Source organism: Maribellus comscasis (assembly GCF_009762775.1).
GTDB lineage: Bacteria > Bacteroidota > Bacteroidia > Bacteroidales > Prolixibacteraceae > Draconibacterium > Draconibacterium comscasis.
This window is the reverse complement of sequence record NZ_CP046401.1, coordinates 806,909-828,225: the sequence shown is the minus strand read 5'-3', so window position 1 is coordinate 828,225 and position 21,317 is coordinate 806,909. Positions and strand designations below refer to the sequence as shown.

The following is a 21,317-nucleotide window of genomic DNA, read 5'->3' as shown; positions in this document are numbered from 1 at the left end:
TCTTCTTAATATACTCTGATGGTTGCAGCTTTTGCCCTTTCACTTATCATAGATAGCAAATATGGACTATTACTGTATTTTTCACGATAGGCATCGTCAATTTTTTTGTTAATACTTCCGGTTTCGGGTTCAAACCGAACCTTTTTTACCATGCCGGCGGCTTCAATTTTTCCTGCCTTTTGTTTTATAGCTGACTGGTACCATCTGGACTTTGTTCCATTGTATGCTCTTACATAAAGTTGATTGTCAACCATTACGATCCAAATCCATGTTGGCGTTCCATAAGTTTTCCCATCCTCCCGGAACGGGGCGATATGAAAATCATCCTTTTGCGCTATCTGCTCAATTTCTTCTATTGTTAATCCATTAGCGTTTACTGTCATACTTCTATTTTTTTACATTTTGTAACCCGGCTCCTTGTAGAGCACATCTTTTCTCCCTATAATATTTTTGGGGTAAACATCGTTTTTCCACTCTTCGAAAGTAAAATCTTCAATGGTAACAGAGAAAGATTCGTCACCATATCCGATTACATTTTGCGCAGCTTTTACTAATTCTTTTGCCAGCTTTTGTTTTTGTTCTTCGGTTTTACCCTCTATTAACTTGATTTGAATATGTGGCATATTGTTTATTTAATATCGTTTAGTTGCCTCTTCGGGCCTTAATTCCATTCACTATTTTTCTGCCATTCTCGGCTTCAGTTTTTCCAACTGTTTGTTCAATAATGGAGAATAAATCATCCAGTTGATTTTCTGTCACACCCACATTCATTCCCATGAAAATATGTGCGCCCAACTGAGATTCTGCACCTGGCGTTGAAGCCAAGGATGCGATTGTAATCAACTCTCTTTGGTGAAAGCTAAGTACATCACTCGCAAAAATATCGGCAAATAAATGTTCTTTTAAAAAGGCATCGATACGAGGGGAAAACTCACCGAAGCCGGGAGCTGGTTTCTTTTGTGGCATTTTTGTCAGCTCCACCAGTACTTTTCGGCCCTGCTCGTATTTATCTTCAACATTGTCATTCATTGTAATTTTTTTGCCTTGTTCATCTGTAATACCTTTCTCTTTACGTTCTTTGGCAACTTCCATAAAGGCTGTAATTCCGTTCAGGCTTTTGGGAAAACCACAATAGGCATATAATTGTACAAGCTCTTCATTAATTTCATTAAGTGTTAATCCGGCATCCAGTCCTTCGTTTAGAGCCGTTTTTAATGCTTCAATATTTCCCTGCGCCGTATAACTTGATATACTCACCAAACTTTTTTCTTTTTGATTCAACCCGTTTTTTCCCATGGCATTACTTTTTACATTTACAGATAAATATAAACTTATGGTTGAAATTATTCCAATCATTAACTTTCTCATAATCTGATAATTTAATTACTTATAAGTAGGTTTCGGAACCAAATTTAGAGATATTATTCCCATTTAAAAGTGAAAGCTTTTCTTCCTTGTTCGCGACCATTTCCTACTTTATTTCATTTTTCCTCCATACACAGGAAATATGCTTGCCTCACCGTAATCCTCAATTTGTTCCATATTTAATAAAGCGTGCATGTCATCGTCTGAAATTACAAAATCCACTTCAGCGTTGTTTTTCATATGTGCCGGATTTGCCGTTTTTGGCAAAGGAAGCATGTCAAGCTGAAGACAATAGCGAATTCCTAATTGAGGTACAGAAACACCATATTTATCAGCCAATGTTTTTACTTCCTGATTTTTCATTAATTCTCCATGTCCGATTGGTGAATAGGCTTCTACAAGAATATTGTTATCCTTGCAATATTGAATCAGCTCTTTGGGGGTATTGCTAATGTGAGCTAAAATCTGATTTACCATCGGTTTTACCGAGCAAGATTCCAGGATATTTTTAATGTCTTCTTTTTGGAAGTTTGAAACACCAATAGAACGAATTTTTCCAGCTTTGTAAGCTTCCTCAAGTGCTTTCCAGGCCTCACTATTTCCCTCAAAATAGGAATCATCACTATGGAATTCCATCCAGGGCTTTGGGCTGTGAATAATCATCAAATCAATGTAGTCCAATCCCAGAGTTTTAAGCGAATTATTTATGGATGCAACAGCTTCATTATACGATTTTACTTCCGCAGCCAATTTTGTGGTTACAAAGAGTTCTTCTCTTTTTACACCACAAGTTCTGATGCCTTCTCCAACACCGCGTTCATTCATGTAGGCTTGTGCAGTATCAATATGGCGATAGCCAAGATTAACAGCGTCTTTTACTGCCTGTGCAGCATCGTTATCACTTATAAACCATGTTCCTAATCCTAATTTTGGGATTTCAACGCCATTTGAAAGCGTAAATTTTTCTTCTAGAATCATAATTAAATCTCCTTTTCTTTTTTTACTTTTTTTCTGTAACTACTTTATTATACTCTTTACCTGTAACCGGCTCTTTCCACTCCACAATGCCTTTTTCAGTATTTGGCACAATATAAATATGACTCATGCTTGCATCTTTTGATGCTCCATGCCAATGATCTACATCCGGTGGACATTTTACTACGTCACCTTTGTGAATAACTTCGATGGGTTGTCCTTTAATTTGATGGTAACCAATGCCGGCTGTTACTATTAGAATCTGACCGGCAGGATGCGAGTGCCAGTTACTGCGGGCGCCGGCTTCAAAAAATACTTCGCCGCCTGCTGTTGTAAAAACAGAATCGTTACTGATTAGTCCGGTTACATATGCATTCCCGGTAAAGAATTGTTCCGGTGCGGGACGCCCCTTATCAAAAACAGGTTCGATTTCTTGTGCTTTAATCTCACGGTTCAACCCACCCCAAAAAAGAAGTGTCAGAACTCCAATAAATGCTTTTGTTGTTAATTGTTTCATCTCATTAAAATTGTTTATTTCGTTTGTATTCGATGGAACTCTCGATGAATTTTAATTCTTCTTGTTTTAAATTTGAAGAATGAAAATTCATGTTCGTTTCATAATAATTTACTTTTTAATTAAAATCTTCTTCGTTACAGTTCTGCCATAATCAGATTCTATTTTTAACAAGTACAAACCAGAATTGAGGTTGTTTACACTTAGGTTATTCTGAGCTGTTCTGAGTAATTCATTACCTTGTAAGTTTGTCAAAGACAAGTTTGAAAACTGGCCTTTTACCCTTAAAAAATCTGTAACCGGATTTGGAACTACTTCATAACGATTTTCGCCCGTTTTCATATTTCCTGTACTTGTGGTAGTATCTGCCAAAGCTAATGTAACGGTGATATTGCCATCACCCAATATCGCTTTAAGTTCATCCCGGGTAACGTTGTCGATTTTACCCAGTCGGGTAAAATTCCAGGAATTGGGCGCATAATAAATAACCAATGCATTACCTTGATATAATATGATGTCACCGGGTTCAGTCGTTATTTGTTCATCATTTCTGGGTAAAGTGGTTCCAATTGCACCAACTTTTTCCATATTTCCATAGTCGCGCATTTCTATTGTCAGCGGATCTTTTTTCAGTAACTCTATCAATGCTGTTACAGATGAATTATCCACTAAAGCGGCTGTGAGCTCTGTTTGATTGTTAATTGTCAACTTTATTTTTGTTTCCTGTGCCGAAATTCGAATTGTTAGAAAACTCATAGCGAGTAGTAATGTTTTAAATGATATGTATCTCATAGTTTTTCGTTTTTAATGCCTAATAGAAATAGAAACATATTATTTCGATACAAAGTTCCATAGAAATTGGGGGCAAAAAATACCACGATTACGGTATTACTTACCATTATTACGGATTTGTATTTTTAGAGTAAGATATTTAAAACGAGTTGCTTACATTTGTTGTTGGGAAATGAAAATTGAAGAATCATGAATGAATTTAGCAGGATAAAATCGGTAACGGAATACAACAATTTAGTGGGGCAGGAGACGCTACATCCGTTAATCAGTGTTATTGACTTCAGCAAAGTAGAACCTTTTTACTATTTCAGGGCGCAAATGAATGTGTATGCCATTTTCCTAAAAGATATTAAGTGCGGCAACATAACATATGGGATTAATAACTACGATTATGAAGAAGGAACTTTAATTTTTATTTCGCCGGGTCAGGTTTACGGTATTGAAGACAATGGAGAAAAACGACAGGCATCGGGTACTGCTATCATTTTTCATCCTGATTTAATTCACGGAACATCATTGGGAAAAACCATTGACAACTATTCCTTCTTTTCATACGAGGTAAATGAAGCCCTGCACCTATCGGCCAGGGAAAGATTGCTGATAAACCAGTGTATTGATAATATTAAATATGAATTGCAACACGCCATCGATACGCATAGTAAAGAGTTGATTGTGTCGTATCTGGAGCTATTTTTAAAATACAGTAAACGTTTCTACGAACGTCAGTTTGTTACAAGGAACCATGTAAACAAAGATATTTTAGCTCGTTTTGAAACGATTCTGAAAGACTATTTTTCATCAGATGAGCCGTTGGAAAGTGGACTTCCATCTGTTCGTTATTGTGCCGATAAGTTGTTTATCTCTCCTAATTATCTAGGCGATTTGTTAAAAAAGGAAACAGGTAAATCGGCACAAGAACACATTCAACTAAAAATGATTGATGTTGCCAAAGAAAAGATATTTGATACGCGGAAAGCAATTAGCGAAATTGCTTACGAATTAGGATTTAAGCACCCGCAACATTTTACCCGAATGTTTAAGAAACAAGTGGGAATGTCGCCTAACGAATACCGAATGTTGAATTGAATAAGAATTGATTAACAAAACTTGATTGTCTGTTCAGTCGATATTCATTTCACAAATATAACAAAGTGATCTTGTGTAATTTGTTGAAATTCAGCTTCTTTATATAACTTGCGATTAAAGATCAAAACACATTGTAAGTTCTTTAGAAGGTATACCTGCACTACCTTGCTGAACATAAACAATTAAAGACATCCAATAGATTTCAATTCATTTGAAATGAAAAACGATCTATATTTCAGGATAGTAAAATCAAAATAAGGTTATCTCAAATAATATTGAAACACTCTTCAATTATTGTTTGCGTTTTTACGACCGACAATTTATCACCCGTGAAGATCTGAATAAAGGGATTTTAGGTGAATTTGAAACCTTATTGAATGACTATTTTGATTCAGATAAACCTCAAACAATTGGTTTTCCATCGGTTGGCTATTTTGCAGAACAATTAAATTTATCGGCGAATTACTTTGGAGATTTGATGAAGAAAGAGACCGGGAAATCAGCTCAGGAACACCTGCATCTGAAACTGATTGACAAAGCTAAAGAAAAAATTTTCGATTCCGCCTATCTGTCAGCCAGATCGCATACGAACTCGGATTTCAATATCCAGGGCATTTTAGCCGGATGTTTAAGAAAGAAACAGGGTATTCGCCCAATGAATACCGAATGATGAATTAGTGATTTTAGGCATTTTTTAAAAGCAACATGTACCAAGTTATTATAGCCAATTTTGGAAACAGATAAAAAAGATCACTACCCCTGGACGGAAAATATCGGGGAACTACTGGTCTGAAAACAGAATCGTGAAACACCACAGGGAGGTGTAATCAGCCCGTTGCAGGCTAACCTGTTTTTTCGATATGCTATGGCAAAATGGCTTGAGTTGATCCATCCGGCGGTAGAGTTTGTTAATTATGCCGATGACGCCATACTACGTTATCAAAAAAAACAGTTGTTGTTTATTTGTTCTTTGTAACCAAAGCCCTGTGTATATCCACTGGTGGTTATTGTTATGGCTATGACTATCAGAATTATAATTTTATTCATAAGATTAAGTTTTACCGGTTTACTTTTTGATTTTAATTTTTAGCTAAATAAAGGAACAAAAATTTAAACTGATTATGAATAATGAGAGTTTGGTTTTATCGAGAAGATAAAGAGTCATTCAACAAAGTCTTTATTGACAGGTTTTGTGAAAAAAAGAATAAGGGTTTATTTCAGTTCAAATTTATAAAGCTTGAATAAGAATGTGGAATAATTTACAGGTTCTTTCAAGTTGTTTGAGAATTTTTGATCGAAAAATATTTGAATAGTGGAAATGATAGTTAAAAGTAAGAGTATTATTAAATAATTGTCTTGACTAAGAGATTCATAATTCACTTTTTTTTCTCATTTTTAGCCAACTATAATCAGTAAAACCAATAAACTATGAAAAAAGGATTTCTTTTTGGTAGTATTCTTTATCTCTGGACGAGCTGTTTTGCAACTGCACAAAACTGGCCCAATTGGCGTGGGGAAAATGGTGACGGAACAAGTTTGGAAACAAATTTACCTGTTCTGTGGGATGCTAATACAAACATAATTTGGAAAACCAAAGTGCCGGGTTTTGGACACTCATCTCCTATCGTTTGGGAAGACAAGCTTTTTTTATTTACTGCCGATACAGAAACACAGGAAAGAATTCTGCTTTGCTATAACTGCAATAACGGAGATTTGATTTGGCAAACATCGCTGCTAAAGGCAAAACTGGAGGATAAACACAGTGACAACAGCTATGCATCGGGAACACCGGCAACCGATGGAAAGATGGTTTATGTATCGTTTTTTGACGGCGAAAATGTTATAGTAGCAGCTTATGATTTTTCAGGAAAAGAAATCTGGAGACAAAACCCGGGCACTTTTTCGAGTCCGCACGGGTATAGCTGTTCGCCTGTTTTGTTTGAAGATAAAGTAATTATTAACGGAAATAGTTTAGGCGACTCGTTTATGGCCGCCATGAATAAAACAAACGGCAAAATTATATGGAAAGTACCGCACGAAAACCCGGCGCACAGTTTTAGTACCCCAATCATTAGAGAAATGAACGGGATAACTCAAATGATTTTTTGCGGCAACCGGGAAATAGCGTCCTATGATCCCAACACCGGGACTAAGATTTGGTTTGTGGATGGCCCTTCCGAGGATTTCTGCTCGAGTCCTGTTTACAATAAAAAGCATGATTTGCTTTTGGTAAGCAGCGCCTGGCCTCAGCGACATTTACTGGCGATTAAACCCGACGGGAAGGGAGATGTGTCGGAAACTCATGTGGTTTGGCGAACAACAAAAGGAGCTTATTATGTTCCTTCTCCGGTTTGTACCGATGATTATTTGTATACAACAATGACGAATGGGCGGGTACATTGTTTGAATGTGACGAACGGAGACATTGTTTGGATTGAAGATATGGGAAAACAATATTCTTCCGCTGTTTTGGCCAACGACTTGGTTTATATGCCCAACGACGAAGGCGTGACTACCGTTATCAAACCAGGCCCGGAGTTTACTGTTTTAGCCAAAAATGAAATCGGTGAGAAAATGAATGCATCTCCGGCAATAAGCAACGGAAAGATCTATATCCGGGGATATGAACATCTTTTTTGCATCGGAAAAAATGATTGAGTTTTTTTACAAATTATAAATACGAGTGGCATTTTCATAAAGAATTAAATTTTGCTCGTATTTACTTAATGGTGCAAGCTGGGATTTCACAATCTCAACCCATGTTTTGTAGTCGGTAGCTACGAGACAAACCGGCCAGTCGGAGCCAAACATTAATCGTTTCGGACCAAAAGTATCCAAAACAATGTCGAAATAGGGCTGGAGTTGTTTTACTGTCCACTCTGTAAAATTGGCCTCGGTTACCATTCCACTTATTTTGCAAAAAACATTTTCGCGTTTGCTCAATTCTTTTACGTATTTTTTCCAGTGTTCAATTTCGTTATTTTTTATTTTGGGTTTAGCGATGTGGTCAAGCACAAAAATCTGGTTCGGGTGTCGATCTGCAAAACGAATTGTATTGGGTAGTTGATGCTCAAAAATCAAAATGTCATATATTAAGCCAACGTTTTTAAGCAAACTGACTCCCTTATTAAATTTTTTTCCCAAAATAAATTCAGGATCAGGTTCTCCCTGAACAACATGACGTACTCCTTTTAGCAAATTGTTGGAAGAATATTTTTCAAGAACGGGTTGAATATTTTCTGATGCCAGGGGAAGCCAACCAACTATACCTTTTATAAAATCATTTTCCGATGCCATTTGCAGAAGCCAGTCGGTTTCTTCCAAAGATTGTCTTGCCTGAACCGAGATGACTCCCGATACATCTGTCTTCGAAATCGTTTTTTTTAAATCGTTGGGTAAAAAGTTTTTTCTGATGAGAGCCATCTCGTCATCTATCCAGTCAAAATCAACAGGGTTGTAGTTCCAAAAATGGTGATGTGTATCGATAATCATATGAAAAAGTTTAAAGGTGTATGTATTCCGGATCAGGTATTCCGTTTTTTTCAATTCATTCCAAAATTCCGGGGAAAGTTTTTTTTAGTACTTCTTGATTTTCTTTCATGTGTATTGGTTTGCCCTGGTTTAGCGCTATTGCGTTTATTTGTGTTGCAGAAATAGCAAGTTTTAAGTCGGCATCGCCAGGTTTTGTTGCTTTTATTTGATTGTATTGGTTTTGTATACTAACATTACTCAAATTTATTAAAATAGCGACAAATCGCTAAGTCGATTTAGGTTAAAAAAGCAGAGTTGAATATAACTTAAATTGTTTAAAGGCCGTATTATTTCTCAGGGTTGTCTGATTCTTGTTTCCATTAATTTATTGATTACTAACAGTTACGTGTGTACAAATAATAAAAAAAATAAATTCAAATAAAGAACTTATACGGACACCGCTTGTTGTTGTTTTTGTCAAAAGCTATATCATATGGTTCTATGTCAGATATTTAAATGCGGGATAATCATGTGGTAACTAGCGCGATTCAGGGGTTAAGAAAGTATTTCATAAACGATTAAATTTTTTTTAATGAAAAGGGGTTCAGTTATTCTTCTCGTATTTATTGTAGGATTGTATTCCTGCGAAAAAGAATTAAGTTCAATTCAGCTGGATAAAAATGAGATTGTAATGCATTACAACGAAAGCGAAGAATTGAGTGTTTCCTATTCTCCATCTGATGTTGATGTTCTGCCGGTTTTTTTGTGGAACTCTGAAAACGAAAATGTTGCAACCGTAGATGGAGAAGGAAATGTGAGTGGCGTGAGGGTTGGAGAAACAAGCGTCGTGGTTTCAACAAATGACAATAAGTTTGTTGATTCCTGTAAAATAGTAATTGAGCCAATAAGTAATTTATATAACGAACCTGTCTACGAACTTGGTCAAAGTATGTCTTACATAAAAAGTAACGAAGTCCGTGAAGTATTAATCGAAGAAAAGGATGCATTGATTTATGATGACAGTAATACAAATGTGGTTTACGTAATGTATCGGTTTGATTCTGAAAGTCTGGAAAGTGTCACGGTTTTGTTAAAAAGTGATGTAATGTTGGAAGCAACTACATTTCTCACGGAAAGGTATATCCCTTATTCAAATTCGGAGAATGTGTCATATTTTCAAATAAATGAAAATGTGGTTGCAGGTTTAGCCTACGACCGAAAACTAGGTCTGGTTGTTACTTATGAGGAAAATAATATTCCCTAGTTATTATCGTACCGGAAATAAAAGAGTAAGGCTGTGATCTTTAAGATTTCTGCTTTTTTCTTTGTCTTTTCATGGTACTTTTTTGAGTAGAGTTGAAGTTCCCATTGAAATATATTTTTTTAACGGATTTGCTGGTTTTTCTGTTTTTCAAAAGCCCGCATAATAGAACTATTTTATTTATCCATGTGGTTGCTGACAACACTGAATATTTAGTTGATGGAAGATGCTCGTTTGTCTGGACATAAAATAACTCGGAGTTAGCCAAAGGCAAAACGAGTCTTGTGCAGATAAACATTGTTTTGGCTAAAACGATCATAGATTTGGCTACATCTGTTTTTTTGTTTCTGCAGAACTTTGTTGAAACAAAAGATTAAAACATGAAAATAGTAGTAACAGGTTCATTGGGCCACATTAGCAAACCACTCACACAGGAATTGGTACAAAAAGGACACTCGGTTACAGTTATAAGTCGTAAAGCCGAAAGAATAAAAGCCATCGAAACATTAGGCGCACAAGCGGCTATTGGCACCATGGAAGACGTTGGGTTTCTGACAACAGCTTTCAACGGTGCCGATGTAGTTTATGTGATGGAAGCACTTGCCTATGGCAGTTTTTTTGATAAAAATCTAGACTTCATTGAAGCAAACACTCAAATGGGGCTCAATTACAAACAGGCAATTGACCAATCAGGTGTTAAACAAGTGGTTCATCTTAGCAGTATTGGTGCTCACACTAATAAAGGCACTGGCATTCTCAAGTTTCATTATAACGTAGAAAATATCTTGAAAGAACTACCAGACAATGTCGCTATCAAATTTATGCGGCCAGTAGGTTTTTACTACAATATGTATCAATACATACAAAGTATAAAAACACAAGGGGCAATTATACAAAACTATGGCGGAGATGAAAAAGAGCCTTGGGTTTCGCCTTTGGATATTGCTGCAGTTATTGCTGAGGAAATTGAACTTCCTTTTGAAGGCAGAAAAATTCGTAACATCGCCAGCGATGAAGTTTCGCCAAATGAGATAGCAGGAACCTTGGGTGAAGCAATTGGGAAACCTGATTTAAAGTGGTTTGTAATATCTGATGAACAAATGCTAAGCGGATTAAAAGCAACAGGAATGAATCCCAAAACGGCTCAGGGGTTTGTAAAGATGAATGCGGCCAGACGCACCGGTACATTATATCAGGATTATTATAAAAATAAGCCGGCTTTTGGGAAAGTAAAATTGGCTGATTTTGCCAAAGAATTTGCAGTTGTATTTAACCAGGAATAAAACAAAAGAAAGGAGTAGAAATGAATTCTACAAATGTTATTATGACCGGAGGAACTTCGGGATTTGGATTAGTAACCGCAAAAAAAATGATTCAGGCAAACAACGTGAATCTAATTATGGGATACAGAAGTAAAGGTGTTAAAGATGCCGTGAACTTACCGCTCGAACTTACCAGTTTGCTCAGTGTAAACTCTTTTGCAGAAGAAGTTGTAAAGAGGTTGGGGAAAGATAAAATTGACGCACTTATATTTAATGCCGGAATAAATTATCCTAGTATTAATACCTTAACTGAGGATGGAATAGAAATCAATTTCGGCGTGAATCACCTGGCACATTTTTACCTGCTTCGTTTGCTTATGCCTCATTTATCGGGTAACGCCAAAATAATAATCACAACCAGCGGAACAATCGACCCGGCTACAAATACTTTCGGGTCTCCTCCCAAACATGCGAATGCGCTCTGGATGGCTTACCCGGAAATGGATGAAACGCTTGAAGAGGATGACAAAATAAACGGACAACGTGCTTACGCTTCATCCAAACTCTGTAATCTTTTAACTGCAATACAAATCAAAGAATTACCGGAATCCAAACAAAACAATTGGGAAGGAATAGCTTACGACCCCGGTGTAACGCCGGGCACAGGACTAGTCCGCTATTCAGATGAAGCAATGAAAATGCTTTCTCAACAACTCACCGACCCAAAAACGAGAAAAGAAAAATTCCCTTTAGCAAACAGCATTGAAGATGCAGGAAATACATTGGCTGACATAGCATTGGGCTACATAGAACCTCCTCAAGATAGATATGTTGCTCTCCGTGGAGGTAAAATTACTTTTATGAATCCTCCGGGATTGGCTCAGAATAACGAAACAATAAAAAAAGTATGGCAGGATACAGCGTTCATTTTGAAAGATAAATTAGGTGTAATTTTTTAATCTAAACAATTCACAGTCATTATTGTGTAATAAGTAAAGCTAGAAGATGCTATAAAAATAATTGCATTGAGACATGACAAATGGATATCCAAAAAGAATTAGAACAATAACAGAATTTCATCAGTTTAGGAATTTACCTAAACCGGAACATCCTTTAATTAGCGTAGTCGATTACAAAGATATAAAGCACTCATCTGAAGATAATCAAATAAGTTGGGTGCTCGACTTTTATTCAATCTCACTTAAAAGGACTTCAAATGCCAAAATGAGATACGGTCAGCAGGAGTACGATTTTGATGAGGGTATTATGTTCTTTTTAGCTCCCGGCCAGGTTTTTAGCGTTGAAGTGGAAAAAAAATCAGTACAAAAACATTCAGGATGGATACTGCTTGTTCATCCTGACTTTTTGTGGAATACACCTCTGGCGAAAACGATAAAGAAATACGAATATTTCGGTTATTCGGTAAACGAAGCGTTGTTTCTCTCGGATAAGGAAGAAACGATAGTTACCGGAATTATGAAAAATATCCGGCAGGAATATCATTCTAATATCGACAAATTTAGTCAGGATATAATCATTTCTCAAATTGAAACTCTACTCAATTATTCTGAACGGTTCTACCATCGCCAGTTTATTACACGAAAAATTACCAATCATAAAATTTTAAGTCACCTGGAGGAAATTCTTACCAAATATTTCAACAGTGATGATCTTGTTGTTAAAGGATTACCGACCGTTCAGCACATTGCCGACACATTAAACGTTTCGCCAAATTATTTAAGCGGGTTACTTAAAACATTGACAGGACAAAGCACACAGCAGCATATCCATAATAGATTGATTGAAAAAGCCAAAGAGAAATTATCCACTTCCAATTTGTCTGTAAGCGAAATTGCCTATGAACTAGGCTTTGAACATCCGCAGTCATTTAGTAAATTATTCAAAAGAAAAACGAAACTTTCGCCTTTAGAATTCAGAAAATCGTTTAATTGAAAAAGCTAAATCTTCAAACAGAACGAAAATAACGGGCAGCTTGGATTTCTCAAAACATTCGTCAGATCCACTTGTTAATACCTCCATGAATATAAAACAACCTTCAGAATTTAACAGAGAAGAACAAAGCCGGGTGAAAATAATAATCATACTTGGTATCCTCACGGCTTTTGTGCCCTTTTCAATTGATACATATTTGCCAGCAATGACCCACATTGCCGATTATTTCGGTACAACATCTGCGCGGATGACATTCTCACTTACTACATTTTTTATTGGATTTGCAACAGGGCAGATATTGTACGGACCATTATTGGATTTGTATGGCAGAAAACTACCGTTGTATTTTGGATTGGTAATAAGCATTCTGGCGAGTGTTGGCTGTATTTTTGCGTGGAACGCAGGTTCGTTTATTGTATTTCGTTTTATTCAGGCACTTGGGGCCTCGGTTGCCTCTGTTTCAGCATTGGCTATGGTGCGCGATTTTTTCCCTCCGGAAGAAAGTTCCCGGATTTTTTCGATGCTGGTACTGGTGATCGGCAGTTCCCCGCTTCTTGCTCCAACACTTGGCGGTTATATTACCGCACATGTTGGCTGGCATTGGATATTTGTGTTTCTTTCATTGATGGCTTTGGCTCTTATAAGTCTTGTGTTTTTTATTCTTCCGGTTAACTATACCCCGGATAAAAATTCAAAACTAAAAATACCGGTTTTGGTAAAAGATTATTGGACTATATTAACCAAACCACAGTTTATTACGTATGCTTTAGCCGGTGCTTTTTCATTTTCATCGCTATTTATTTATGTTGCCGGATCGCCAATTATTTTTATGGAAAAATACCACATGACGGCACAAAATTTTGGTATTGTCTTCGCAATGCTTTCTGTGGGGTTCATCGGAGGAAGTCAGTTGAACATCCTGGCGTTAAAAAAATTCAAAAGTCGGCAAATATTTCAATTTGCTTTGGTATGCCAGTTGTTTGTAGCAATGGTATTTTTTTTCGGTATATTAAATGACTGGTACGGATGAAACACCATTATTGTGTTTTTATTTCTGATTTTGTTGTGTTTGGGATTTACCTCACCCAACGGTATTGCACTCTCACTTGATCCCATTCAAAAGAACTTGGGAAGCGCATCAGCCCTGGTCGGTACCATCCGTATTGGTATTGCAGGATTAACTTCAGGTGGCATTGGTTTGCTGAATGTAACCAATAGCATCCCGGTAGCCGGAATGATGGTTGCCACAGCATTTATTTCTTTTTCAATTTTAACCATCGGCAAAAAGCGCATAAACCTTTCCTCTGTATTAGATTAGAATGGGCAAATTATTGATAGCTTGCTTTTTTATGTGTTGGGTGAAAGAGACAGAGAAATTGAATTCACTTTCCTTCGTATAAATGTATTTCTTGAGCTTTTCAACAAAAAAACTTTGGGCTTTCCAACAAAGTTAGATAAATGTTTTATGCAGAAATTTGTGGCATAAAATTAAAAAAATGAAAAACAGAGACACAATTTTAGTAACAGGTGGAACCGGTTTTGTAGGTATTCATATCATTCTGCAACTATTGCAAAAAGAGTACAAGGTAAAAACAACAATCCGTAATCTGAACAGAAAAAGAGAAGTATTTGAAATGCTTAAAAATGGAGGTATTACTTCGTTTGATAACCTTGAATTTTTTGAGACAGATTTAATTAAAGATGATAATTGGGATGAAGCGGTAAAAGATTGTAAATATGTTTTACATGTCTCATCACCTTTTCCTTCTGGTGAGCCAAAAAATGAGGATGAACTTATTATTCCTGCCCGGGAAGGAGCATTGCGGGTTTTGAAAGCTGCAAGAAATGCAGGTGTAAAACGTGTTGTATTAACGTCTTCTTTTGCCGCTATAGGCTACAGTATTGACCCTAAAAGCCATGTTTTTACAGAAAAAGACTGGACAGACCCGAATACCAATATTCCGGCTTACATTAAATCAAAGACGCTTGCAGAGCGTTCGGCATGGGACTTTATCAGAAATGAAGGTGGGAATTTAGAATTAACAGTTATCAATCCTGTTGGGATTTTTGGACCTGTTTTAGGCAAAGATTTTTCCAGTTCCATCAAAATGATAGAACAGTTGATGAATGGGAAAATGAAGTCAACACCAAAAATCAGTTTTGGTATTGTAGATGTTCGCGACGTGGCTGACATTCATATCAAGGCAATGACAAATCCTAAAGCGAATGGGCAGCGATTTTTAGCAACTTCCGATGGCACTGCGTCTTTTCCAGAGGTTGCTAAAATACTAAAGACTCAAAAAAATAAATTTTCGCAAAGAATCACAAAAAAGGTAATGCCCAATTGGATTGTGAGATTTGCGTCTTTGTTTAAGCCAGAGTTTAAATCCGTTTCTGCTCAAGTGGGGAAAGTAAAAATATTGTCAAACGAAAAGGCAAAGCAGGTTTTGAATTGGAAACCAAGAAGCAGGGAAGTTGTTATTACTGATACGGCCGCCAGTTTAATAAAATTCGGCATTATTAAATGAAAGAAGAAATAAAATCGTGTCATCTCGGACCGGAGATTTCTCCGGAGCAATTTATCCCGGAGCATATCTTTTTGTATCTGGCGAAAGGGCTTATGTTGGGTTATGACGGAAGTAAAAAGTACACGTTAAAACCAGACGAATATTGTCTTCTCCGAAAAAATCGTTTGGCTCGGTACAATAAACAAAAAGAGAACGGAGATTATGAAAAAGTAGCCGTCATTTTCGATGAAGTATTTCTCAGAAAATTTCAGCAAAAACACAAAATATCAGCCACAAAATCTCCATTAGCTGAAACTTTTATTCCTATTGAAAAAAATAAACTGATACCTGACTTTGTCCGATCGTTAAAACCATATTACAAGGGAGAAGGAAAAATTGACAAAATTTTTGCAGATGTAAAAAGGGAAGAATTATTAATCATTATACTCCAGTCGCAACCAGAATTAGCCGGTGTGTTTTTTGATTTTGGTATTCCTGAAAAAATAAACCTGGAGGAGTTTATGAACCGTAATTACAAATTCAATGTCGGTATTGAACGGTTTGCATTTATGACGGGACGAAGTTTGTCAGCTTTTAAACGTGATTTCAAGTACATATTTAATGATTCACCCAGCCACTGGTTAGTGCAAAAAAGACTGCAGGAGGCTTATTTTCTAATAGAAGAAAAGAATAGAAAACCGTCTGAAATTTATATAGAATTGGGCTTTGAGAATTTGTCTCATTTCTCATTCGCCTTTAAAAAGTCTTTTGGACAAACGCCAGGAGAACTGACAGGAAAAAAAAGGAATTCAACAGCTAAAAACTGATACAATTGGCTAATCTCAGAAAAATTAGATGACCTTTTAAACAAAGCAACTTCAGCCTTTTGAACAAAGTTGACTGGTTTGTCTCGCTCTATCTTTGTTTTATCAAAACATTAAAGATTTAGAAAGATGAAACAAAACAATTATCAGGGAGCGTTGCAAAAAGCATTAAACAGTGGTTTTAACGCACAATCAACGACAAACGAAGTTATCAACGGTATTAATCTTGAAGGGAAAATCGCCATCGTAACCGGAGGAAATACCGGTATCGGTTTGGAAACAACCAAAACATTGGCTTCCGCGGGTGCAGTAGTCATCGTTCCGGCAAGAGACATTGACAAAGCCAAACGTAATTTAAATGGCATTCGAAACGTAGAAATTGAGCCAATGGATTTGATGAATCCGGATTCAATCGATGCGTTTGCAAATAAATTTCTGGTTTCGGCCAGGCCGCTTCACCTGCTCATCAACAATGCCGGAATTATGTGGGTTCCCCTGCGCAGGGATAAGCGGGGAATAGAATCACAACTGGCAACAAACTACCTTGCACAATTTCAACTTACCGCAAGACTTTGGCCTGCACTAAAAAAAGCTAATGGAGCAAGAGTTGTTAATGTATCTTCACAAGGCCATCAATTCTCACCCTTTAACTTTGATGACCCTAATTTTCAGGAACACGAATATGAAACACTTGCAGCATATGGTCAATCCAAAACTGCTGTGAACCTGTTTTCACTGGAATTGGATAATCGTGCAAAAGCTTTCAATGTCAGGTCTTATTCATTACATCCGGGGTCTATAAACGGAACCGAGTTGGCAAGAGAAGCTTCTTTGGAATTGTTTCAGCAAATGGGATTTTTGGATGAGAAAGGAAACATGAAGCCTGAAGTTGTCGCGTCATTAAAAACAATTCCGCAAGGGGCGGCAACAACGGTTTGGGCTGCCACCAGTCCCTTGCTTGATGACCTGGGTGGTGTTTACTGCGAGGATGTAAACATTGCAGAAATAAATCACGGACAAACATTTTCTGCAGGAGTAAAACAGTACTCACTGGATGAAGCTAACGCAAAAGAATTATGGGCATTAAGCGAGAAAATGACGGGAATAACATTTAATATTTCAAAACCCTAGTTGCTATTTTTACGTTGTTGATTTCAAAACAAAAACAAATATTACGATGGAATATAAGGCAAAATATATCACCGAAGACATAAAGTTATCCTCATATGAGGATAACTTTTTCAAGTCGGACATTATGTTTGACCACCATATGCTTATCTGGTTCATTTCGGGCGAAACAAAAATCGTTCAGTCTGATGCTACTTATCATTTTAAAACCGGAGATATATTTTTAATTCCAAGAAATCAGTTAGCTACAATAATTAACTATCCTAAACACAGCCAACCGCACAAAACGGTTGTGATGCATCTCTCCACAGCAAGGTTAAGGGATTTTTATTCGAAACTTGATGTTAATCTAAAACTGTCAGCTTCGCCTCAAATATTGAGCTACAACAACCATCCTTTATTACAAAGTTGCCTTTCTTCTCTAATTCCCTATTTTGAAATGACCGATATCCCGGTAGAAATTGCCTCATTAAAAATAACAGAAGCCATCAGTATCCTCAGAAGCATCGACAAAAAAATTGACAATGTTTTGGCCAACTTTGAGGAACCCGGTAAAGTTGATTTAGTCGGTTTTATGGAAAAGAATTTTATATTTAATCTTCCGTTGGAAAAATTTGGTTATCTGACAGGCCGAAGTTTAACAACCTTCAAAAGAGACTTTAAGAAAGCATTTTGCTTAACGCCCCAACGATGGCTGACACAAAAACGGCTTGAACTCGCACATTATCGCTTAACACAAAATAAATCGAAACCCATAGATATATGTTATGAGGTAGGTTTTGAAAATCTTTCACATTTCTCGTTTGCTTTTAAAAAGAAATTTGGTTACCCGCCAACACAATTAAAAGAGCATAAGAGTAATATTAGCTGTTAACAATAAAAACTATGAATTGTAATTTTTAGGAAATACTTGTTTGTTCTTTGGGTTTTTCTACAGAATGATTCTGGCTTTTTTTAACAAAACTTGATGAATGTTTTAGCCGAGTTATTGTATAAAATATTTATCACTGAATCCCGGATTTTCATGATAAATAAAGGAATATCCGGAGTGTTTATTTCGATTTATTTTTTCCTATTTTTTCTTCCAGATTCTTTATGGCAGCCAGAATGGTTGCCATTTCAGAACGGGCTTCAGGGAATTTTCTGCTGGTATAAGCGTAAAATTGCCATATTTCCATCACATCACCAGCCTCTACCAGATAAGGTTTGTATTCCGGATTGAGCGATTTTAAAAGAATGGTGCCATTCGGATGTATTGTTACCATTTTAAATACAAAGTCCTGTTGTTCTTTCAGGATGACAATACAGGGAGTATTGGGTTTGATGGCTGTCCAGTCTGCTACATATTGCGCGATGATGTCACTGCTTTCGGGAACGGGCAACATGGAATCCCCGGTGGAGGGAAAGATACGGAATGTCCCCTGGACGGGTAGGTTGGGAATTGAATATTTGGGCAGGGCGGCAATAAATTCCGGGTCGTTGTATCCTGCCATGTAACCTGCTTTTGCTTTCACCGGAACGTATTCCACATTTTCATTATTTGACCGGTCTACTGAAATAGCCAGCACCCGCAGGTTCCCTCCACGGATATACACATCGTTCCCGGCCTCCAGGTCCCGCATTTTTAGCTCCCCCAGTTTTGAAAGATCTATTTTTAATAAGGTATCGATGCTTATTTTAAAAAAATCCGAGAAATTCAGATAGTCCTCCGGCTGTGGCGATTTTGTGTTGCCGGCTTCAATAGCCGCAAGCTTGGCACGGGTCAATCCCAGTTGAGCTGCAAGAATTTCCTGACTCATTTTTTTTCGTTCCCGTAGAAATTTGATGTTCCGGGCAAAAAATATTTTTTGAGGTCTATTATTCATTTGTTATATTTATAAACATCATATTGTTATTAATAGTAACAAAATTAATGATATTTTTTAATTATGAAAGAGTTGACCGGGAAAAAGGAAATTATCAGGCAGTTGAGGGAGAAGATATTTACACTGGAAGGATTCAGCACCGGGGCAGATATCCTGCAGTCTGATTTTGCTTTGGGGCCTGTGAACAGTTCATTTCCCGGAGGTACTTTTCCTGTTGGGACAATACATGAATTTGTTAGTCCAACGGAGGCAAGTTTTGCTGCAGCAAATGGTTTTATTTCCGGACTGTTAAGTACACTTCTGAAAAAGGGAGGCTCCTGTATATGGATAAGTGCCGGTCGCAAATTGTTTCCTCCGGCTTTGAAATTTTTCGGGATTGAGCCACACCATGTAATATTCATCGATGCAAGGAAAGAAAAGGAAGCTCTTTGGGTCACAGAGCAGGCTCTGAAATGCAGTTCACTTGCGGCTGTTGTCGCCGAATTAAGGAACGTCAGTTTTGCAGAATCAAGGAGGCTGCAGCTGGCTGTAGGGGAGAGCCGGGTTACAGGCTTTTTGCATCGTCATCATCCATACATAAATAATACCCTTGCCTGTGTGTCCCGGTGGCAGATTAGACCCGTAGTAAGCTGGTTACCGGAAGGGATTCCGGGGGTTGGATTTCCTCGTTGGGAGGTAGAACTGATGAAGATACGAAATGGCAGGCCCGGAAAATGGCAGTTCGAATGGAGGGATGGAGTATTCAGGCATCTTCCTGCTCAAAAGCAAATTATTTCCGGTTCTGTAACTGCAAAAAAAGAGCGGTATGCGTAGGCGTTATATGTCCATCTGGTTTCGTCATTTTGCCACAGACAGGATGGCCAGGCTACATCCGGAGCTTAAGGGAAAAGCTTTCCTCTTGTACGCTCCTGAACGTGGCCGGATGGTAGTCAAAGCTTCCAGTCAGGCTTTGAGTAAGGAAGGTATAGCACCCGGCATGGTCGTAGCCGATGTAAGGGCTATACTTCCTTCTGTTGAAGTATTTCCTGATGAGCCGAAGGCAGAGGAAAAGTTTCTGTCGGATTTGGCGGAATGGTGTTTTCGTTATACTCCTGCAGTTGCCACCGACTCTCCGGACGGGTTGATACTGGACATATCCGGATGTCCTCATCTGTGGGGAGGAGAACTCTCTTATCTTAAAACAATCATAAGCCGTCTTCAGAAAGGTGGATATGATGTACGTGCTGCGATAGCTGATACCATTGGTACAGCCTGGGCAATTGCACATTACGGTACAGATCAGCCCATCGTTGCTTCAGGAAAGCAGGCTGAGGCCCTTCTTACTCTTCCGCCTGCTGCTTTGCGACTGGATGATATCACTCTGCAACGTATGGGAAAACTTGGATTCAGACAAATCAGTCAGTTTATCCATATTCCCCGTTCAAATCTGCGCAGACGCTTTGGCGATGGTTTGCTTATCCGGTTAGGACAAGCTTTGGGAACAGAGCACGAAACTTTTTACCCTGTGCAACCGGCTCCTGTTTACCAGGAGCGGCTGCCTTGCCTGGAACCCATTCGTACAGCTAAAGGAATCGAAATTGCACTCAGTCGCCTGCTGGAAACTTTGTGTGAACGCTTTTCCAGGGAAGGGAAAGGTATGCGGACGGGGATATTTAAAGGGTATCGTATTGACGGGGAGGTTGAGCAAATCGGTATTGGTACCAGCAGGGCATCCCGGAATGCAGCACATCTTTTTAAGCTGTTCGAACTTAAAATATCAGAAATAGAACCGGCACTTGGAATTGAGCTTTTTGTTCTGGAAGCCACGTTGGTTGAGGATGTCGGTGAGACACAGGAGGCATTGTGGAATACGGGGGGGAATAACCCCAAAGTCATTGCAGAATTATTGGATAACATTGCCGGAAAGGTGGGAATGCAGGCTATTCACCGCTATCTGCCACAGGAACATTACTGGCCGGAGAGTTCAGTAAAGGAAGTTAACTCCCTGGAAGAACAACCCGAAACAGAGTGGCGCACTGATCGCCCCAGGCCACTTCACCTTTTACCCAGGCCCGAACCTGTAGATGTTATGGTTGTACTTCCTGATTATCCGCCGCTGCACTTTCGGTACAAGGGAAATATTATTCGGGTTGTCAAAGCTGACGGACCGGAGCGGATAGAACAGGAGTGGTGGCTTCAAACAGGGCCACCGAGGGATTATTACCGGGTAGAAGATGAAAACGGAGCACGTTACTGGTTGTTTCGACTTGGTTTATACGGAAATGAAAAACCACAATGGTTTCTTCATGGATTTTTTGTCTGATAAAAAGGGAAA

The 21,317-nt window shown here is 38.0% G+C and carries 24 protein-coding genes; 15 read left to right on the top strand and 9 right to left on the bottom strand.

Annotated elements, in window-relative coordinates:
• Positions 1-5: 5 nt before the first annotated feature.
• From GM418_RS03360 to GM418_RS03335, 6 genes are all read right to left on the bottom strand, one after another.
• Entirely contained in the window at positions 6-383 is a 378-nt protein-coding gene (locus tag GM418_RS03360) for a DUF2255 family protein (RefSeq protein ID WP_158863145.1), read from the bottom strand.
• 12 nt (positions 384-395) lie between these two features.
• Positions 396-623 carry a tautomerase family protein gene (locus GM418_RS03355; protein WP_158863143.1) on the bottom strand — a complete coding sequence of 76 codons (228 nt, stop codon included), beginning with the start codon at positions 621-623 and terminating at the stop codon, positions 396-398.
• A gap of 19 nt (positions 624-642) precedes the next feature.
• Positions 643-1,368 (bottom strand): carboxymuconolactone decarboxylase family protein, encoded by a 726-nt coding sequence (locus GM418_RS03350; RefSeq protein ID WP_158863141.1) that lies wholly within the window; start codon positions 1,366-1,368, stop codon positions 643-645.
• Positions 1,369-1,476: 108 nt separating this feature from the next.
• Positions 1,477-2,343 carry an aldo/keto reductase gene (locus GM418_RS03345; protein ID WP_158863139.1) on the bottom strand — a complete coding sequence of 289 codons (867 nt, stop codon included), beginning with the start codon at positions 2,341-2,343 and terminating at the stop codon, positions 1,477-1,479.
• 22 nt (positions 2,344-2,365) lie between these two features.
• Positions 2,366-2,857, bottom strand: a complete 492-nt coding sequence (locus tag GM418_RS03340) for a cupin domain-containing protein (protein ID WP_158863137.1) — start codon at positions 2,855-2,857, stop codon at positions 2,366-2,368.
• Between the two features lie 108 nt (positions 2,858-2,965).
• Entirely contained in the window at positions 2,966-3,646 is a 681-nt protein-coding gene (locus GM418_RS03335) for a cyclophilin-like fold protein (RefSeq protein WP_158863135.1), read from the bottom strand.
• Positions 3,647-3,835: 189 nt separating this feature from the next.
• On the opposite strand from GM418_RS03335, the gene GM418_RS03330 reads away from it, so the two are divergent.
• The 3 genes from GM418_RS03330 to GM418_RS03320 all read left to right on the top strand — a co-directional run bounded on the left by GM418_RS03330 (position 3,836) and on the right by GM418_RS03320 (position 7,390).
• Complete coding sequence (locus GM418_RS03330; protein ID WP_158863133.1) at positions 3,836-4,732, top strand: helix-turn-helix domain-containing protein; 897 nt, start codon at positions 3,836-3,838, stop codon at positions 4,730-4,732.
• Between the two features lie 579 nt (positions 4,733-5,311).
• Positions 5,312-5,410 carry a helix-turn-helix domain-containing protein gene (locus GM418_RS31605; RefSeq protein WP_246222861.1) on the top strand — a complete coding sequence of 33 codons (99 nt, stop codon included), beginning with the start codon at positions 5,312-5,314 and terminating at the stop codon, positions 5,408-5,410.
• 750 nt (positions 5,411-6,160) lie between these two features.
• The gene (locus GM418_RS03320; protein ID WP_158863131.1) at positions 6,161-7,390 is read left to right on the top strand and encodes an outer membrane protein assembly factor BamB family protein; all 1,230 of its coding nucleotides are present in this window, start codon (positions 6,161-6,163) and stop codon (positions 7,388-7,390) included.
• A 6-nt stretch (positions 7,391-7,396) separates the two neighbouring features.
• On the opposite strand, the gene GM418_RS03315 is transcribed toward GM418_RS03320, so the two are convergent.
• Both GM418_RS03315 and GM418_RS03310 read right to left on the bottom strand, forming a co-directional pair.
• A complete protein-coding gene (locus GM418_RS03315) occupies positions 7,397-8,224 on the bottom strand; it encodes an amidohydrolase family protein (protein WP_158863129.1) in 828 nt (275 codons plus the stop codon).
• A 55-nt stretch (positions 8,225-8,279) separates the two neighbouring features.
• Positions 8,280-8,465 (bottom strand): hypothetical protein, encoded by a 186-nt coding sequence (locus tag GM418_RS03310; RefSeq protein ID WP_158863127.1) that lies wholly within the window; start codon positions 8,463-8,465, stop codon positions 8,280-8,282.
• A gap of 330 nt (positions 8,466-8,795) precedes the next feature.
• On the opposite strand from GM418_RS03310, the gene GM418_RS03305 reads away from it, so the two are divergent.
• The 10 genes from GM418_RS03305 (at position 8,796) to GM418_RS03260 (ending at position 18,012) form a co-directional block, all read left to right on the top strand.
• Positions 8,796-9,467: an Ig-like domain-containing protein gene (locus GM418_RS03305; protein ID WP_158863126.1), complete on the top strand. Its 672-nt coding sequence runs from the start codon at positions 8,796-8,798 to the stop codon at positions 9,465-9,467.
• A 377-nt stretch (positions 9,468-9,844) separates the two neighbouring features.
• Positions 9,845-10,747, top strand: coding sequence for an NmrA family NAD(P)-binding protein (locus GM418_RS03300; RefSeq protein ID WP_158863124.1), 903 nt, complete (start codon positions 9,845-9,847; stop codon positions 10,745-10,747).
• Positions 10,748-10,767: 20 nt separating this feature from the next.
• A complete protein-coding gene (locus GM418_RS03295) occupies positions 10,768-11,685 on the top strand; it encodes an SDR family NAD(P)-dependent oxidoreductase (protein ID WP_158863122.1) in 918 nt (305 codons plus the stop codon).
• A gap of 73 nt (positions 11,686-11,758) precedes the next feature.
• Entirely contained in the window at positions 11,759-12,679 is a 921-nt protein-coding gene (locus GM418_RS03290; protein ID WP_158863119.1) for a helix-turn-helix domain-containing protein, read from the top strand.
• An 85-nt stretch (positions 12,680-12,764) separates the two neighbouring features.
• On the top strand, positions 12,765-13,709 hold the full coding sequence (locus GM418_RS03285; RefSeq protein ID WP_158863117.1) for a multidrug effflux MFS transporter: 945 nt from the start codon (positions 12,765-12,767) through the stop codon (positions 13,707-13,709).
• A 12-nt stretch (positions 13,710-13,721) separates the two neighbouring features.
• Positions 13,722-13,997, top strand: a complete 276-nt coding sequence (locus GM418_RS03280) for an MFS transporter (protein ID WP_158863115.1) — start codon at positions 13,722-13,724, stop codon at positions 13,995-13,997.
• Positions 13,998-14,175: 178 nt separating this feature from the next.
• Positions 14,176-15,207 (top strand): SDR family oxidoreductase, encoded by a 1,032-nt coding sequence (locus GM418_RS03275; RefSeq protein ID WP_158863113.1) that lies wholly within the window; start codon positions 14,176-14,178, stop codon positions 15,205-15,207.
• Positions 15,204-16,013: a helix-turn-helix domain-containing protein gene (locus GM418_RS03270; RefSeq protein WP_158863111.1), complete on the top strand. Its 810-nt coding sequence runs from the start codon at positions 15,204-15,206 to the stop codon at positions 16,011-16,013. The genes GM418_RS03275 and GM418_RS03270 overlap by 4 nt, the downstream gene beginning before the upstream one ends.
• Positions 16,014-16,139: 126 nt before the next feature.
• Complete coding sequence (locus GM418_RS03265) at positions 16,140-17,141, top strand: SDR family NAD(P)-dependent oxidoreductase (RefSeq protein WP_158863109.1); 1,002 nt, start codon at positions 16,140-16,142, stop codon at positions 17,139-17,141.
• Between the two features lie 46 nt (positions 17,142-17,187).
• On the top strand, positions 17,188-18,012 hold the full coding sequence (locus GM418_RS03260; RefSeq protein WP_158863107.1) for a helix-turn-helix domain-containing protein: 825 nt from the start codon (positions 17,188-17,190) through the stop codon (positions 18,010-18,012).
• 178 nt (positions 18,013-18,190) lie between these two features.
• On the opposite strand, the gene GM418_RS03255 is transcribed toward GM418_RS03260, so the two are convergent.
• On the bottom strand, positions 18,191-19,003 hold the full coding sequence (locus GM418_RS03255) for an XRE family transcriptional regulator (RefSeq protein ID WP_158863105.1): 813 nt from the start codon (positions 19,001-19,003) through the stop codon (positions 18,191-18,193).
• A 63-nt stretch (positions 19,004-19,066) separates the two neighbouring features.
• Between GM418_RS03255 and GM418_RS03250 the strand changes: the two genes are divergently transcribed.
• Together GM418_RS03250 and GM418_RS03245 are read left to right on the top strand one after the other, a co-directional pair.
• Positions 19,067-19,816, top strand: a complete 750-nt coding sequence (locus GM418_RS03250) for an ImuA family protein (protein WP_158863103.1) — start codon at positions 19,067-19,069, stop codon at positions 19,814-19,816.
• A complete protein-coding gene (locus GM418_RS03245) occupies positions 19,809-21,305 on the top strand; it encodes a Y-family DNA polymerase (protein ID WP_158863101.1) in 1,497 nt (498 codons plus the stop codon). The genes GM418_RS03250 and GM418_RS03245 overlap by 8 nt, the downstream gene beginning before the upstream one ends.
• Positions 21,306-21,317 lie beyond the last annotated feature (12 nt).